This window comes from Denitromonas ohlonensis, assembly GCF_007625205.1.
Lineage (GTDB): Bacteria > Pseudomonadota > Gammaproteobacteria > Burkholderiales > Rhodocyclaceae > Nitrogeniibacter > Nitrogeniibacter ohlonensis.
Genome location: NZ_VMNI01000007.1, coordinates 56,868 through 72,528, shown reverse-complemented (window position 1 = coordinate 72,528; position 15,661 = coordinate 56,868). Strand labels below are relative to the sequence as shown.

At 61.7% G+C, this 15,661-nt stretch carries 14 protein-coding genes; all 14 read right to left on the bottom strand.

Annotated elements, in window-relative coordinates; genetic code table 11:
• Positions 1-62: 62 nt before the first annotated feature.
• The 14 genes from FHP89_RS07525 to flhD all read right to left on the bottom strand — a co-directional run bounded on the left by FHP89_RS07525 (position 63) and on the right by flhD (position 15,651).
• On the bottom strand, positions 63-1,742 hold the full coding sequence (locus FHP89_RS07525; protein ID WP_144172689.1) for a methyl-accepting chemotaxis protein: 1,680 nt from the start codon (positions 1,740-1,742) through the stop codon (positions 63-65).
• Between the two features lie 248 nt (positions 1,743-1,990).
• On the bottom strand, positions 1,991-2,290 hold the full coding sequence (locus FHP89_RS07520) for an STAS domain-containing protein (RefSeq protein WP_144172685.1): 300 nt from the start codon (positions 2,288-2,290) through the stop codon (positions 1,991-1,993).
• 28 nt (positions 2,291-2,318) lie between these two features.
• Positions 2,319-3,392 (bottom strand): protein-glutamate methylesterase/protein-glutamine glutaminase, encoded by a 1,074-nt coding sequence (locus FHP89_RS07515; RefSeq protein WP_144172677.1) that lies wholly within the window; start codon positions 3,390-3,392, stop codon positions 2,319-2,321.
• Positions 3,389-4,033: a chemoreceptor glutamine deamidase CheD gene (gene cheD, locus FHP89_RS07510; RefSeq protein WP_144172669.1), complete on the bottom strand. Its 645-nt coding sequence runs from the start codon at positions 4,031-4,033 to the stop codon at positions 3,389-3,391. Before cheD ends, FHP89_RS07515 begins: the two co-directional genes overlap by 4 nt.
• On the bottom strand, positions 4,011-4,934 hold the full coding sequence (locus tag FHP89_RS07505) for a CheR family methyltransferase (RefSeq protein WP_144172660.1): 924 nt from the start codon (positions 4,932-4,934) through the stop codon (positions 4,011-4,013). The genes cheD and FHP89_RS07505 overlap by 23 nt, the downstream gene beginning before the upstream one ends.
• 2 nt (positions 4,935-4,936) lie before the next feature.
• Positions 4,937-7,801, bottom strand: coding sequence for a methyl-accepting chemotaxis protein (locus tag FHP89_RS07500; RefSeq protein ID WP_144172650.1), 2,865 nt, complete (start codon positions 7,799-7,801; stop codon positions 4,937-4,939).
• A 111-nt stretch (positions 7,802-7,912) separates the two neighbouring features.
• The gene (locus FHP89_RS07495; protein WP_144172641.1) at positions 7,913-8,416 is read right to left on the bottom strand and encodes a chemotaxis protein CheW; all 504 of its coding nucleotides are present in this window, start codon (positions 8,414-8,416) and stop codon (positions 7,913-7,915) included.
• A gap of 369 nt (positions 8,417-8,785) precedes the next feature.
• Positions 8,786-10,933 (bottom strand): chemotaxis protein CheW, encoded by a 2,148-nt coding sequence (locus tag FHP89_RS07490; protein WP_144172639.1) that lies wholly within the window; start codon positions 10,931-10,933, stop codon positions 8,786-8,788.
• A gap of 11 nt (positions 10,934-10,944) precedes the next feature.
• Positions 10,945-11,319 (bottom strand): response regulator, encoded by a 375-nt coding sequence (locus tag FHP89_RS07485; protein ID WP_391525461.1) that lies wholly within the window; start codon positions 11,317-11,319, stop codon positions 10,945-10,947.
• An 18-nt stretch (positions 11,320-11,337) separates the two neighbouring features.
• Positions 11,338-12,282 (bottom strand): methyl-accepting chemotaxis protein, encoded by a 945-nt coding sequence (locus FHP89_RS07480; RefSeq protein WP_186300168.1) that lies wholly within the window; start codon positions 12,280-12,282, stop codon positions 11,338-11,340.
• Between the two features lie 333 nt (positions 12,283-12,615).
• Positions 12,616-13,680, bottom strand: coding sequence for a flagellar motor protein MotB (motB, locus tag FHP89_RS07475; RefSeq protein ID WP_144172633.1), 1,065 nt, complete (start codon positions 13,678-13,680; stop codon positions 12,616-12,618).
• Between the two features lie 35 nt (positions 13,681-13,715).
• Positions 13,716-14,570 carry a flagellar motor stator protein MotA gene (gene motA / locus FHP89_RS07470; RefSeq protein WP_144172625.1) on the bottom strand — a complete coding sequence of 285 codons (855 nt, stop codon included), beginning with the start codon at positions 14,568-14,570 and terminating at the stop codon, positions 13,716-13,718.
• A 196-nt stretch (positions 14,571-14,766) separates the two neighbouring features.
• Positions 14,767-15,318 carry a flagellar transcriptional regulator FlhC gene (gene flhC, locus FHP89_RS07465; protein ID WP_144172616.1) on the bottom strand — a complete coding sequence of 184 codons (552 nt, stop codon included), beginning with the start codon at positions 15,316-15,318 and terminating at the stop codon, positions 14,767-14,769.
• Between the two features lie 15 nt (positions 15,319-15,333).
• Positions 15,334-15,651 (bottom strand): flagellar transcriptional regulator FlhD, encoded by a 318-nt coding sequence (gene flhD, locus FHP89_RS07460; protein ID WP_144172614.1) that lies wholly within the window; start codon positions 15,649-15,651, stop codon positions 15,334-15,336.
• Positions 15,652-15,661 lie beyond the last annotated feature (10 nt).

The following is a 15,661-nucleotide window of genomic DNA, read 5'->3' as shown; positions in this document are numbered from 1 at the left end:
CAGTGGCCAGGCATCCTCTTGGCAATCTCTGCTACTACTAACGGCACGTAGCCGATAGACCTTTAGGCGCGATATCCGACCCGGAATCCGCCCCAGTGCTTTCCATTCACGTACACCGGCGCCGACACGTCATGGAAGATTTCACCGGTGTCGCGGCGATAGGTCTGGATCAGGAATTCAAGCTCATGCGCACCGCACTGGCGTCCCACTGGGTCGTCAAACACACGCTTGGTCCGGTTGCCGACGAAGTCCTTCTCGTAGTCCCCCGTCAGCGGCTGCGAGAACACCTTGTTATGTGTCGGCACGTAGGCTTTGTTGTCGATGCTGATGGCGTAAGCGACCTGTAGATTGTCCTTGAGCATCGGCTCCTGAATCGCCGGCAGGATCTCATCCGCCAACTTGTCATAGCGCGAACTGAATTTCTGCGGCTTGGTATTCGGGATCGGGTCGTACTTGCGATCAAACAGCGCCTCGGCCGTGATCCGCTTGTTGCTCACCGCCTGCTCAAACGCCGCAGCCACTTTTGCCGCTGCGGCTTTGGCCAGGTCTGGCATTTGCGCATGAACCTTCATGGCAGCCTCACCCGTCGCCCCCAGCCGGAATACCTTGCTGATGTCATGCAGATTGACGGCCAGACTTTCAAGCCGTTGCGCTTCGCCCAAGGTCGCCGAAGCGCCCTCGGTGTTTCGCTCCACCATGACCATGATTTCGCGCACGTTGGAGACCACGCCGTCCGCGACCCGACTCTGCTGGCTGATCGCGACCGCGATGGCGTCAATTTTCTCCATGGTCTCGGTCGCACCCCGGTTGATCTTGTCGAGCGAATCGGCCGCCTGACGGGCCAGCTCGGCGCCCGACCGCGCCTGGTCGCTACCGGCCTTGATGGATCCGATGGCGGTACGCGTCTCGACCTGGATCGCTTCGATCATGGCGCTGATTTCGGTTGTTGCCGTCGATGTCCGCTCGGCCAGCTTGCGCACCTCGTCGGCCACCACCGCAAAGCCTCGGCCCTGCTCACCGGCGCGTGCCGCTTCGATGGCCGCGTTCAGCGCCAGCAGATTGGTCTGATCGGCAATCTCACGGATCACCTTGACGATGCCGCTGATCGCTTCCGAACGCTCGCCCAGGGCCGCAATCACCTGTGCCGATTGCTCAACCGACTTGGCGATCCGCTCGATCTCGTTGGATGCCTCGGACACGATGCGCCCGCCTTCGAGCGACAATTCGCGCGCCTGCTGCGCGTTCTGCGCGGTCTGACCGGCGTGCTCCGCGACAGCATTGACGCCGGCGGTCATCTCTTCGATGGAATGCACCATGCTTTCAGACTCAATGCGCTGAGTGCGAGAACCTTCCGCCACCTTCCCGGCATGGGCCGACAATTTGTCCGCTGCTTCTGCCACGCAATCGGCATCAAAGATCACCTTGCCGACAATGCCCTGAAAGCTGCCAATGAGCTCGTTGAAGCGTTCGGCACAAGCGCCCACCGGACCACCGCCAAGTTGCACCCGCTGAGACAGGTCACCATCGCGGTACATCCGCGCAAACGCCGCTTGCAGCGCATCGAGCGGCGCCAGAAAACGCGCTTTGAGCAAACCGGCCAGGATGCCCGCCAAGGCCAGACCAAGCACGCCGTGCCCCGCAATCAGTGTTGCGCCCATGGGCGCACCTGCGGCCAGTGATATCGCAACACCCGCGGCCGCAACAATCAGCCCGACAAGACCCAATCCGAGAAACGTCCCCATGATCCTTTTCCTCCGCCCGATTTTGATCGGGATACTTTCTGTTTGTATGCAAACCGTACCTTGCTGCTGTAAGGCGGATTACGGGTCGGGGGACGCAATCTTTAGCGGCGTTTTCTTGCGAGGCGACGAACGATTGCCCCGCAATGACAGGAATTGAAGAACAAAAGCCGCTGCTGGCCCCATCGGGCCAGCAGCGGCTTTCTATGTCTTTAGCGGTAATCCTGCGCGAATGAACGCGCGACGGCTACCTAGCTGATGGCAAACAGCTTGCCAAAATTGGCGATATCGAGCACCTGACGAACACTGCCGCGGGCATTGACAAGCTTCACCACATGGCCGTCGGTCTTCACCTTGTCTCGCAGCATGAGCAGCATGCCCAGCGCGGAACTGTCGAGGTAAGACACTTCGCCGAGATCGACATTGACGTCGCCTTTTTGCCCGAGGGCGCGATCGACGCTATCGCGAAACTCACGGTGCGCGTTGAAATCGAATCGCCCGACGAGCTTGATCACTGCGCCCGCCTCACTCTGGTTAACCGTCACGTCCATATTGATCCCCTATCCTGTTCTATCCAGCTCACCCGACCTGTTTCGCAGTGGCAAGCACAGTACCGGTCAGCCGGCTCATGATGCGTTGTGCCACATCCGTGAGCGGCGCCACCTCCGACACCGCCCCAATCGTCGCAGCCTCTCGCGGCATGCCATAAACCACACAGCTGGCCTGGTCCTGGCCAATGGTCCATGCCCCGGCGCGATGCATGGCCAGCAAGCCCTGCGCGCCATCCTTGCCCATGCCTGTCAGCAAAACACCCAGCGCGGCCTTGCCGGCCTGTTCCGCCGCCGAGTGAAACAAGACATCCACCGAGGGCCGATGCCGATTGACCGGATCGGCGCGCGAAAGCTCGCAATGATAGGCCAGTCCGCGCCGCTTGAGCAGCAGATGTGAATGCCCGGGCGCCAGATAGGCGCAACCGGGCTCAATGCGTTCGCCATCTTCAGCCTCTTTGACATGGATCTGACTGAGGCTGTCCAGGCGTTTGGCGAAGGCCCCGGTGAACATCTCCGGCATGTGTTGCACGATCAGCACTGGCGGGCAATGCTTGGGCAGCCGGATCAATACCTCGCGGATTGCCTCCGTCCCGCCCGTCGATGCGCCGATGCAGACGATGCGCCCCTGAGCCGTACGCGCACTGAGCGATCCCGCCGCATGCTCAATCGGCTGCGTCGCGCGCTCCGGCACATGGCGCCGCACATGCGCTGCCTGGGCCGCGCGAATCTTGTCGCAGATTTCGTCAGAATAGGCCGCCAGCGCCGAGGAGCTTCGGGCGTCAGGCTTGCCGAGCACCTCGACGGCGCCCAGCTCCAGCGCCATGATTGATGTATCGGAATTCTTGCCGGTAAAGGCCGAAACCATCACCACCGGCATCGGTCGCAGCCGCATCAGCCGCTCGAGAAACTCCAGACCATCCATACGCGGCATTTCGACATCCAGCGTCAGCACGTCGGGATTGAGCGTTTTGATCATCTCCCGCGCAATCAATGCGTCGGCCGCCACACCGACGACGGTCATGTCCGGTTGCGCGTCGATCACCCGGCGAAGCATCAGGCGCGTTGCAGCCGAGTCGTCACAGACCAGCACTTTGATGGTCATCGTCGCGCCCCTGTCAGATCGGTATCAAACAACTCCACCTCGCCAGCGATGGGCGCGGACTGCAAGCGACGCTGATAGCGCTGCTCACGCTGGAGTTCGGCGCTGTGCGACGCGCCGCCGACCCGCTTCACCAGCACTCGCCCGGTGGCCGGAAAAAACACCACCTTGCGCGCGTGATCGTCCATCAGATCTTCGGCCACCAAAGCAATCTCCTCGGTGGCGAGATAGTGCCGCACAAACGCGGCATTACGCGCGCCCACCTCGCTGCGCGACAAGGACGCCACCACTTTGCCCCCGCCAAACACCTTGGCTTCGAGATGCTCGCGACGTGCGCCGAGCTTGAACAGGTGATTGACCAGCACCTCCATGGCAAACACGCCGTAGCGCGCCGAGGCCGACGACACCTGGGATCCGGCGCCACCACTGGGCAGCATGAAATGATTCAAGCCGCCCACGCCAAGGCGCACATCGCGAATACACGCCGCGACACAAGAGCCCAGTACGGTGACGATCACCTCGTCAGTGGCACTGACGTAATACTCGCCCGGCAACACCTTCACCGCCGCACGATCAAACGCCCGATCAAAATAGCGCTGAGTCGCCAGATGCTCTGAGACTTCAGGGCTTGCTGCGGGGAGCATCGCTGCGCTCGTACACCGTTCGACCACGGGACCGGAACAGGTCTGCCGCATGAAGAAAGCTCTCGGAATGCCCGGCAAACAACAAGCCCTCAGGCTTCAGTAGCGGCGAAAAGCGCTGCAATATGCCGTATTGCGTCGGCTTGTCGAAATAGATCATCACGTTGCGGCAGAAGATGAAGTCCAGCGGACCCGACACCGTGTAACGCGCATCCAGCAGATTCACCTGCCTGAAATTGATCAAGCGCTGCAACTCCGGGCGAACCCGCACCTGGTCCGTCTGAGTGCCAACGCCCTTGAGAAAAAACCGCCGCACCCGCGCCGGGTCCATCCGCTCGATTCGGTCGGCGCGATAGACTCCCGCCCGACCATGGGCCAGCACATTGGTATCGATGTCACTGGCCAGAATCTGCACCGGGGGCGTCAGTGTGTTGAAGGCCTCGCAGGCTGTCATCGCCAGCGTATAAGGCTCTTCGCCGGTGGACGCCGCAGTGCACCAGATCTTGATCGGCTGCCGGTCACCCATCTTCTTGAGGCATTCAGCCAGAATATCGAAATGGTGCGCCTCACGAAAAAACGACGTGAGGTTGGTGGTCAAGGAGTTGATGAAGGTTTCCGCCTCCGCCTTGTCCCGCTCGAGTCGCCCCAGATAGTCGGCAAAGGTTTTGTCGCCGCACGCCCGCAAGCGGCGCGACAAGCGGCTGTACACCATGTCCTGCTTGGCGCTCGACAAGGAAATGCCGGCGCGCTGATGAATCAGCTTCCGGATTTTGTCGAAATCCGCAGTCGTGAATTGAAACTCGCGTAGCGGTGAAGCCACCTGGACCGGCGACAGCCCAGCGTTTCGGCCTGCCGCGCCGCCCACGGTCTGGGCGGTCAGTGGCCGCTTGAACTCTTCAGCCATGCTCAAAACTCCTCCCACTCGTCTTCGAGCACACTGCCCCGCGCACGCTTGACCTTGGGCAAGGGCGCAGCCACATGCGTGCGTCGTGCGCTGCGCGTGGGCAAGGTCGCCACCTTGGACTTGCGGGAGCTGCCCTGTGTCACCGAAGCGGGCGCATTCTCAACGGCCTCAGTGCCAAGCTGAAACTGCTGAACCACGTCCACCAAGGCACGCGCCTGATCCTCCAGGCTCGCCGCGGCGGCTGCCGCCTGCTCAACCAGCGCCGCATTGTGCTGAGTCACTTCATCCATCTGGCTGACGGCCCCGGTCACTTGCTCGATACCCGAGCTCTGCTCTCGGCTGGCATTGGCGATATCGGTCACCAGTGCGGTGAGCCGTTTGAAGTTCCCGACCACGGTCGTCATCGTCTCACCGGTGTCATTCACCAGCTGCGAGCCGTCTTCAATGGTTCTGGCCGAATCGGCGATCAGCGACTTGATCTCCTTGGCGGCCTGCGCGCTGCGCTGCGCCAGACCCCGCACCTCCGAGGCCACCACGGCAAATCCGCGGCCCTGTTCGCCTGCCCGTGCGGCCTCGACTGCCGCGTTGAGCGCCAGGATGTTGGTCTGGAAGGCGATGGTGTCGATCACGCCGATGATGTCGCTGATCTTGCGTGCCGAGCACTGGACGGTCTGCATCATCGCCACCACTTGCGTCATCTTTTCGCCGCCCGCCTCGGCTTCGGTGTTGGCCGCGACGGCCAGCTCATTCGCCTGACGCGCACTCGCCGCGTTCTGCTGGACGGTCGCGTTCAGCTCTTCCATCGAGCTCGCGGTCTCTTCCAGCGTGCTGGCCTGCTCTTCGGTCCGGCTCGACAGATCGGCGTTGCCCGCCGCGATCTCCTCGGCCGTGCTGTTGACCATCTCGGCACTTTCCTTGATCTGCCCCACCACCTCGCGCAAGCGCGCCACTGTCGCGTTGGTGTCTTCCTTCAGCTGCCCAAAGGTGCCGCCATACTGGGCCGTGATGCTGCGGGTCAGATCGCCATTGGCGACACTGTTAAGCACATCGGCGACATCGCTCAATCCGGCATGAATGGTATCCATCAGGGCATTCAGGTCGCCCGACAGCTGACGGAAGAACCCGCTTTTGCCCTCCTCCGGCACCCGCTGGCTCAGGTCGCCATTCGCAGCCGCCTTGACCAGCGCGGCCAACTCGTTCTCAACGGCCACTTCAACCGTGCGATCAACCCACTCGATGGCCGTCCCCAACCGATCACCATCATCATCCAGCGCCGGCGTGACGGTCAGGTTGAAGGTTCGTCCGCCCATATGGATGGTGGCGCGATGGGTCTTGGTGAGCCGTTCAAGCAACTTGCGCTGATATGCCGGATCCGTATGAAAAACGTCGATGTTCTGCCCCATCAGTTCGCTGGCGGTGAAGTTCGGCAGATCCTGGCGGATATCACTCTCGGCGTCGGCAAACATTTGAACAATCGCCCGATTCAGATAGATGATGTTCAGATCCCGGTCAGCAATCATCACATTGGTCGCCACGTTGTCGAGACCAATCTTGATGCGCCGCGACGCCTCGCCGGCACGGATCGCATCGTTCAGATCAAAACCCAGCTTGACTTGCATGCATTGCAAGCTATTGAGCACCTCGCCCAGCTCATCGCGCTGATGAACCGTCAGCGCCGACGAAAAGTCGCCGCCCGCGATTTTACGAAGCGCCGCATTGGCAGTGTCGAGCGGTTGCCTCACAGCGCGCAGTGTCGTCAGGCCGAGAAACGTAATCAACGCCAGCGCCAGCGCCCCGCCAGCAATACCCGCCCATTGCAACTTGCTTGCGAGCGACTGCACCTCGGCATAATCCTCCTTGGCCAGACTCTGATGCACCTTGATCAACTCACCAACGAGTTTGTTGGCCTGATCGTAGACCGGCAAGAAGGTGGTCAGGTAGTGGGCATTGAACGCATCAAGGCGCCCTTCGCGCAACATGGCCACGCCCGGTCGAATACCGTCGTTGAACAACGCATCGCGCGCATCGGCAAACCCATCAACCAGCGCGCGCTCGCGCTCGGGTAATACCTCCGTACCACGTCGTTTCAGTTGCTCATCGATCAGGCGCATGTCCTTTTCGATCTGAGCAATGCTCTCGTTCAAGGGGGCTCGTTGCCCCGTCGCCCCATCGCCCGCGGTGGCCAGGCGCATCAGCGCGCCAATATCGGCCAACTGATCGTTGATATCTACCAGTTGCGCCGTCGGCACCATGCGCAGGTTGTACACCGATGCCATGCCGCTCTCGGCCGAGCGCATGCCGCCCACACCCAGCACAGTGCCAAATACGATCACCGCAAACACGGTCAGCAAGGATGCCGTCAGCCGCTGACGAATGGTGATGCCACCAAACCGACTGCGCCACTTCGCGGTGCGCTCCGACACCACGCGGCCGCCACAGATCGTCAGCCCCTTGGCGCGGTTCTGTCTAAACAACTGGTATTGAGCGCCGATCCTGGCAATCGCCTGCTGATCAGCTCGACTACGCAGCGACAGGTATCCCACCACGTCGGCGCCTTGACGAACCGGCGCGATATTGGCCTGCACCCAGTAATAGTCACCATTCTTGCACCGGTTCTTGACGTAGCCCGACCAGGCGCGCCCCTGCTTGAGATGCTGCCACAAGTCCTCGAAAGCCTCGGGCGGCATGTCCGGATGACGAATCACGTTGTGAGACTTGCCAACCAGTTCGGCCTGGGTATAGCCACTGATATCGCAGAAATCCTGGCTCGCGTAGGTGATCCGCCCCTTGAGATCGGTCATTGAGACGAGCATTTGCTCGTCGCCGACCTCGATCTCACGGTCCGTTACCGGCAGGTTGGTTTTCATGGCTGTGTCCTTCCAATACGCGACCATTGGTCGCCCATCGGCGTGTTTCTGATGTGAAGCTATTTACGGCCTGCGCCAGAGCGACTTGAACGCCGCGCGACGACCCTGCGATCACGCCACATCGTCGGTGTCGATCAAGGCCATCTCGGGCGAGCGCATCATGCAATCGATATCGAGCAAGATCAGCATGCGATCCCCTGCGGTGCCCAGGCCCTTGAGAAAACCGGCACCAATCCCGACCGAAATGTCCGACGCCGGATGGATATCCCGCGGCAACAGCGTCAGCACATCCGACACGCTGTCCACAACCACACCGACCACACGTGGGCCGATGTTGAGAATGATCACCACCGTAAACGCGGTGTACTCGATCTTTCCCACACCAAACTTGATGCGCAGATCGACGATCGGCACGATCGTGCCCCGCAGGTTGATCACGCCCTTGATGAATGCCGGCGCATTGGCAATCGACGTCACCGGATCGTAGCCTCGGATTTCCTGCACTTTCAGGATGTCGATGGCGTACTCCTCGTCACCCAGAATGAAGGTCAGGAACTCCTGGGCAAGTCCGTCGTCTTCCGCGGAATCGCGGTGGGCCGTGGCTTCATATTGCATTGCAAAACCCTTTCAACCTAGAGACCGTAGTTGGACGCGCCCGAGTGTGCGTCTGGCGGGCTGTCTGGCAAGGCGCGACGACGCACAACCTGCACGCTGCAAGGAGGCGCAACACAGCAAGGCGGCCCGCCAGACGCGCAATCGGGCGCGTAGCGCTATCACACATCGGGTGATCGGCCTCGAAGCCGAATAGGTTCGCATGTTCAATACCTTGCTCATGGGCACAAGCGCTCAGCTGCGGTTTCCAGGTTCAAATTCTCACCCTGAACAACGGCAGCTTGGCGGGGCTTCTGAAGGGTTGAATGCCGAGCGGAAAAAAGAACGGCCCGAACTCGGGCCGCAAATCACACTACCTGAGAGGAGACAGCATCAGGCAGCCACAGACTGAAGGCGCCGGGCGCTGCTGGCCAGCGCGGGGAGATCGAGAATCATCGCAACACGACCGTCGCCAAGGATGGTGGCGCCGGAGAACCCCTTGATTCGCCGGAAGTTGGCTTCAAGGCTCTTGATGACCACTTGATGCTGCCCGAGCAACGCGTCGACAAACAATGCCGCCTGCGAGCCATCCACATCGATCACCACCATGATCCCGCGAGTCCAGTCGGCGCAGCCGTCGGCCACACCGAATTCTCGATACAGCTCGATCACCGGCACGTAGCGCCCACGCAGGCGGATCAGGCGAGGCACCCCCGAGATGCTGTGGATCATGTCGGCCGTTGGCTGCAGGGACTCCGCCACATGACCCAGCGGGAGAATGTAGGTTTCGCCACCGACCCGCACCGACATCCCGTCCAGGATGGCGAGCGTGAGCGGCAGGCGCACGGTAAAGCGCGTGCCCACGCCGAGGATCGATTGCACATCCACGCGCCCGCCCATGGCAGAAATGTTGCGGCGGACAACATCCATCCCCACGCCACGGCCCGACACCTCGGTGACCACTTCGGCGGTGGAAAAACCGGCTTCGAAGATCAGCATCCAGACGTCGGCATCGCTCAGGCTGTCGGGGGCCGTCAAGCCCTTTTCACGCGCCTTGGCGAGAATCCGCGCCCGGTCCAGACCGGCCCCGTCGTCGCCGACCTCGATGACGATGTTGCCGCTCTGATGCGAGGCCGACAATGTGATGATGCCGGTCTCCGGCTTGCCGGCCGCGCGACGTTGCTCCGGTGTCTCGATACCGTGATCGAGGCTATTGCGCACCAGATGCGTCAGCGGATCGGCCAGGCGTTCGACCAGGCCTTTATCCAGTTCGGTGTGCTCACCCAGCAACTTGAGCTCGACCCGTTTGTCGAGCTTGCGCGACAAATCGTGCACCACGCGCGGAAAGCGTGAGAACACCATCGAAATCGGCAGCATGCGCACCGACATCACGGTTTCCTGCAGGTCGCGCGTGTTGCGTTGCAGCTGATTGATTCCGGCCAGCAGCCGCTCGTAGAGCACCGGATCAATGCCTTGCGCCGACGCCGCCAACATGGCCTGGGTAATCACCAGTTCGCCGACCAGATTGATCATCTGGTCAACCTTTTCGACCCCGACGCGAATCGAGGTATCACCGCCGCTTTTGGCCGGCATGGCGGCCTCGGCCACAGCGACGCTCTCCGGCGAGACCTCTGCCTCGACCAACCGGGACTCGACCGCCGGGCCTGGTTCCGTGAAAAATCCGTAGGCTTCTTCTTCCACGACGACGCATTCGGCACGCGCCGCACCCTCCCCCTCGGCCGCGGCCTGCGGCAGCGCATCAGGCAAGGGCTCAAAAAAGCCATACGCGGTCTCCTCACCTGCCGGCGGCTCGCCACCGACCGGCGAGATGTCTACGGAGCCCGGCTCGGCCATGAAGTCGAGCACATCGCGCAACATATCGGCCGGCATCATCGAGGTAATCTTCAGCCACCACTGCGGATCATCCGAATCCACTGCGGGGCGCGACACGATCTCGACGCCGCCCAACCGACCCAGCTCATCGAGCATGTTGTCGAGCAATTCGGGCTGAGACGCCACATGCGGTTCCGGCACAAAGCGCACATCGAACACACCAGCCGTCAAGGCGCTGGATGCCGCAGGTGGCGCGGCAACGGCGGGCGCGGGTGTCTCGGCGGCCGGCGACGCCTCGACCAGCGGCGCGGGCGAGTTGCCGGCCTTGAGCAGTTGCTCCAGTCGCGCAACGATGGCGCTCGCCTGCGCCGGGTCGGCCTCGCCTTCGCCGCGATGACCGGCGAGCTGGGCCGTGAGGATGTCGCCCGCCGCCAGGCAGGCATCAACCATATCGGCGCTGAGCGCCCGGGCGCCCTTGCGGACCTCGTCGAGCAGGCTCTCCATCACATGCGTGATGTCCGCCATGTCACTGAAACCGAAGGTCGCGGCGGACCCCTTGATCGAGTGCGCGGCGCGAAACACGGCGTTGAGTTCTTCCTCGTCCGGGTGGCGCAGGTCGATCGACACCAGCAGGTTTTCGATCTGACCGAGATGCTCCGCGGCCTCGTCAAAAAACACCTGATAGAACTGGCTCATGTCGATGGACACAATGGGCTCCCTTAACCGATGACCTTGCGCACCACTTCGATCAGCTTGAGCGGATCGAAAGGCTTCACCATCCAGCCGGTGGCACCGGCCGCACGGCCTTGAGACTTCATTTCATCGGAGGACTCGGTGGTCAGCATGAGAATCGGCGTGCGCTGATAGGCGGGCATCTCGCGCAAGGCGCGAATCAATGCCAGACCATCCATGCGCGGCATGTTCTGGTCCGTCAGCACGAGGTCGAACTGCTGACTTTTTGCCCGCTCGAGACCGTCGCGCCCATCGACCGCGTCCACCACGTGATAGCCGGCGCTTTTCAAGGTGAAATTCACCATCTGCCGGATCGAGGCCGAATCATCAATGGCGAGTATGTGCTTGCTCACGCTATCCATCCTGTACGTTCGCCGTATTCAAAACAGTTCAATGCTGCCGCCGGGCGTGGCACCCCGCCCCACCGGCGGGTTTTCGGTATGCACGGCCAATGCCCGCAGCCGCTGACCAATGCGCTCGGCGCGATCACACACCGCGCTTACCGCGCCGGCATCGCGCGCCAGCGCCGCATCGTGGGCGACGCCGCCCAATTCGGCCAAGGCCTCACGCATGCCACCGACCCGCGCCAGCACATGCCCAACAATCTGCGCAACGATGTCCTGAAACTGCAGGGCCTGAACCAACTTTGCGGTGTCGGCATCAAGCGCCGACGCAGGTGACATCGTGCCGACATCCGCACTGTCGTGGGACGCCGCGAGCAACTGTTCGGCCTGCGCTTTCACATCCCGCACACCGAGCGTGTTCTGTGCCTTTGCCGCGTCAATCGCGGTACACGCATCCCCCAGCAGCCCTTGCATCGCGCCCAGCAAGACCGCGATCTGCGCGCTGAAATCCTCTGTTCGCAGCGACAAGGCGGCGACCTCGTCGGCCACCACCACAAATTCGCGCCCGCCCTCGCCTGCTCGCGCACCTTCGATCGAGGCATTCAGGGCCAACAGCCCACTTTGCCGGGCGATCGCGTTGATCTCATTGAGCAGCGTGCTTGCCTGCTGGGTTCGGGCCGTCAGCGCTTCGGTCAGCACCGTTAGCGTCTGGCTGGCATGACTGTGCGCGACCTCCGTCTCCAGCACCTGATCAAGCGCCACCACAACACGCTGGAGTGTCGCCCGGCTGGTGTTGGCTTCCGTTGCAACGGCCGGCACCGGGTGGCTCACCGACGCATGCAAGGCCTCGAAACCGTCGGACAATTGATCGACCGCGTCGGCAAGCACGCCGAGCATCTGGGCGGACTCCAGCTCAATAGCCTGAAACTGCGCCTCAAAGGCGCTCATGCAGGTGGCCAGCTCCGATTCGAAGTGCGCCATGGGTGCCGCGGCGGCGTCCCCCTCGCCTTTTGCCCCCCGTGCGCTGAGGGCCAAGATGCCAGCCCAGCCCCCGGCCACGACCGCGATGCAGGTCCACAACCGCCCCGAAAACTCGGGCACGGCAGTGAACACAACACCCACCACCAGTGTCCAGACACATCCCACAACAAGAAGGCGAACCGAGCAATGAGGCATTCGGGGTCCCGCAGAGATTAAGCAAACCGTCATGTCCATAACGTCATGACGGCGGCTGACTTTAGCGAGCGTCGGGGTCGACAGGCGGTGGCAAGCGAGGCGCAAACGCGCTCGCCGGAAGCAAGCTCGGGGATGGCCCTATCGCTGGGATGGCATCACGATACGCGGCCGACGGTCGCCGTTTGGCAGCTCTCGTGGCGCAATGCGCGGCGGTGGCAGCGCGGGGACAAGGGCCGGCGCCGGCGCCCGCTGTGTCAGCCCATCGGCAATCTGCGTCTCGTCCGAGCCATTGCTGACCTGAAGTTGCTCCGGCGTGCCGCGAACCGCGGCCTCGGCCTTGCGGTTGAGCACAATGATGCTGATGCGCCGGTTGGTCGGGTCATAGGGATCGTCGGCCTTGAACGGAATGGTATCGGCCAGACCGACCACACGTATCACCTTGTCGTCCGCAAGCCCACCAACCACAAGCTCCCGACGTGAGGCGTTGGCGCGGTTGGCCGACAACTCCCAGTTGGAGAAGCCGCGACTACCGCCCGCGTACTGACTGGCGTCCGTGTGACCCGACAGGCTGATCCGGTTCTGGACCTGGTTGAGCGCTTTACCGATCGCGTGCAACAGCCCTTTGGTGTAGGGCTGCAGCGTATCGCTGCCACCGGTGAACATCGGCCGGTTCTGCTCATCCACAATCTGGATGCGCAGCCCCTCCTCGGTGATATCCATCACCAATTGATCTTTCATCGCCCGCAGCGCCGCCGTGGCTTCGATCAAGGCCTCAATCTGTCCTTTGAGGTCAACCAGCGCGGCGCGCTCGTCTTTCTCGAACTGTGCCGCGTCATGCCCTTTGGATTCAGCCGAGGGATCGCGTGCGGCATCCAGATTGACGGTCTTGTTGCCTTCCACGTCACCGCGCTTGACCTGCCCCAGCGAACGCGTCAGATCTTCGCCGCCGCCCATCAGGATGCTGGAACTGTCACCTGAGCCGGAACCACCACTCATGCCAACTTTGAGCGGGTTCTGAAAGAATTCAGCAATGCCCTCCTTGTCGCCGTCGGCGGTCGAACCGAGCAGCCACATCAGCAGAAAGAAAGCCATCATGGCCGTCACGAAGTCGGCGTAGGCGATCTTCCACGCACCACCGTGCGCGCCGCCGCCGCCCTTCTTGATCTTCTTGACGACAATAGGTTGTTGGGTATCGTCACTCATGCGATCAATGTCTCAAGAGCACAACGCAAAGCCGCTTAGCCCTTGCGGCTCTTCACGTCCTCTTCCAGTTCAATGAAAGAAGGACGATCAGAGGAGAACAACACCTTCCGGCCAAATTCGATGGCCACCTGCGGTGCGTAGCCGTTCATGCTGGCGAGCAGCACGACTTTCATGCACTGGTAGATCTTGCTGCCCTCTTCGACTTTCTGTTCGAGCTGACCGGCGATCGGGGCCACGAAGCCGTAAGACACCAGAATACCCAGGAAGGTACCCACCAGCGCGCCACCAATCATCTTGCCGAGCACCGCCGGCGGCTGGCCGACCGAGCCCATCACGTTCACCACGCCCATCACCGCCACCACGATACCGAAAGCGGGCACCGAGTCCGCGACCTTCGACATAACGTGGGCCGGGCCGTGCGCTTCCTGGTGGTGGGTTTCGATCTCCATGTCCATCAGGTTTTCGATTTCGAAGGCATTGAGGTTGCCGCCGACCATCATGCGCAGATAGTCGGTGAGAAACTCGACCGCGTGATGATCCGACATGAAGGCGGGGTACTTGGAAAAAATCGGGCTGGCATCGGCGTTTTCGATATCGCCTTCGATCGACATCAGGCCTTCCTTGCGCACCTTGGACAGCAACTCATACATGAGCGCGAGCACGTCCATGTAGTAGGCCTTGTTGTACGAGGAGCCCTTGAGCACCGAGGGCAGCGTCGCCATGGTGGACTTGATGGCCTTGGTGCCGTTACTGGCAATGAAGCCGCCGATCATCAAGCCGACGATGGCGATGTATTCGGTCGGCACCCACAACGCCGCCAGGCTGCCGTGGACGGCGTAGGTGCCGAGCGAGGCGGCGAGCACGATGACGTATCCGACGATGAGGAGCATCGAAGCAACCCTTGTGTAGTCTGATCTGTGATGCGCGCGACCCGCACTGGATCGCTTTGCACAAGCCTGCTAACGGCGCTGCCAAGAGAAACTTGAGCACCCGAACGCCGGCAAATCCATGTGCTGCGGGGCTTGGCAAAAAAAAACCGCCGGGTATTTCCGGCGGCTTGTAACCCCTTGCGCAGCAAGGAGGAGGTCAGACCAGTGCATTGCGATCAGTCGCAATCCTCCGTGAGCGGCGACCCTTTCCGGCTCGGGAGGGCATGTTGCACAGGCCACACACATACTCGTGCGTGGGATCGTAGGCATGTGCGACGTAGTTACCGCCGCAGCATGTACACGTGGCCTGTTGCAACAAATCAGCGTCAAAGAAGCGCACCAGCGTCCACGCGCGGGTGAGGCTGAGCACTTCTTCCATATCTTCTGCATCGATGTGATCGAGGTACAGGCGGAAAGCCTTGACGATGGCATCAAGGTCCGACAAGCCTGCGGTGTCTTTCATGAAACGGTAAAAAGACATGAACAGCGAGGAATGTACGTTCGGCTGCCAGGTAATGAACCAGTCCGTCGAAAACGGCAGCATGCCCTTGGGGGGCGAGACGCCGCGCACTTCCTTGTAAAGCTTGAGCAAGCGCTCGCGGCTGAGCTGGGTCTCGGATTCGAGCATCTGCATGCGCGCGCCGAGGCGGATCATCTCCACCGCGCGCTGGATGTCTTCGGCTTCAGCAAGAACACTCTTGTTGCGCATGAGACTCTCCCGAGATCAGGCCAGGGTTTCGACTGGCTTGCCGGCCGCGATGATGGCGGCGTGCAAGGAGGCCGTCGCCGCGTCACGGCCTTCGCCGGTGAGCATGCCGAGCAAGGCACTGTCGTCAAAGCGCACGCGACACAGCATCATCTGCTGGCTGGACAGGCGCACGATCTGTGCCGTCGTCAGCCCGTTGATGAGATCGGCCACATCGGCACCGATGCCGAGACGGAACATGGCAATCTCCCGATCTTCCCGCACCAGTTGCTGGGCGAGCATGAGGTAGGCGAGATTGAGTTCCCGGATTTCGTCTTGCAAGTCGGCGCTTTTCATCTGATGTCTC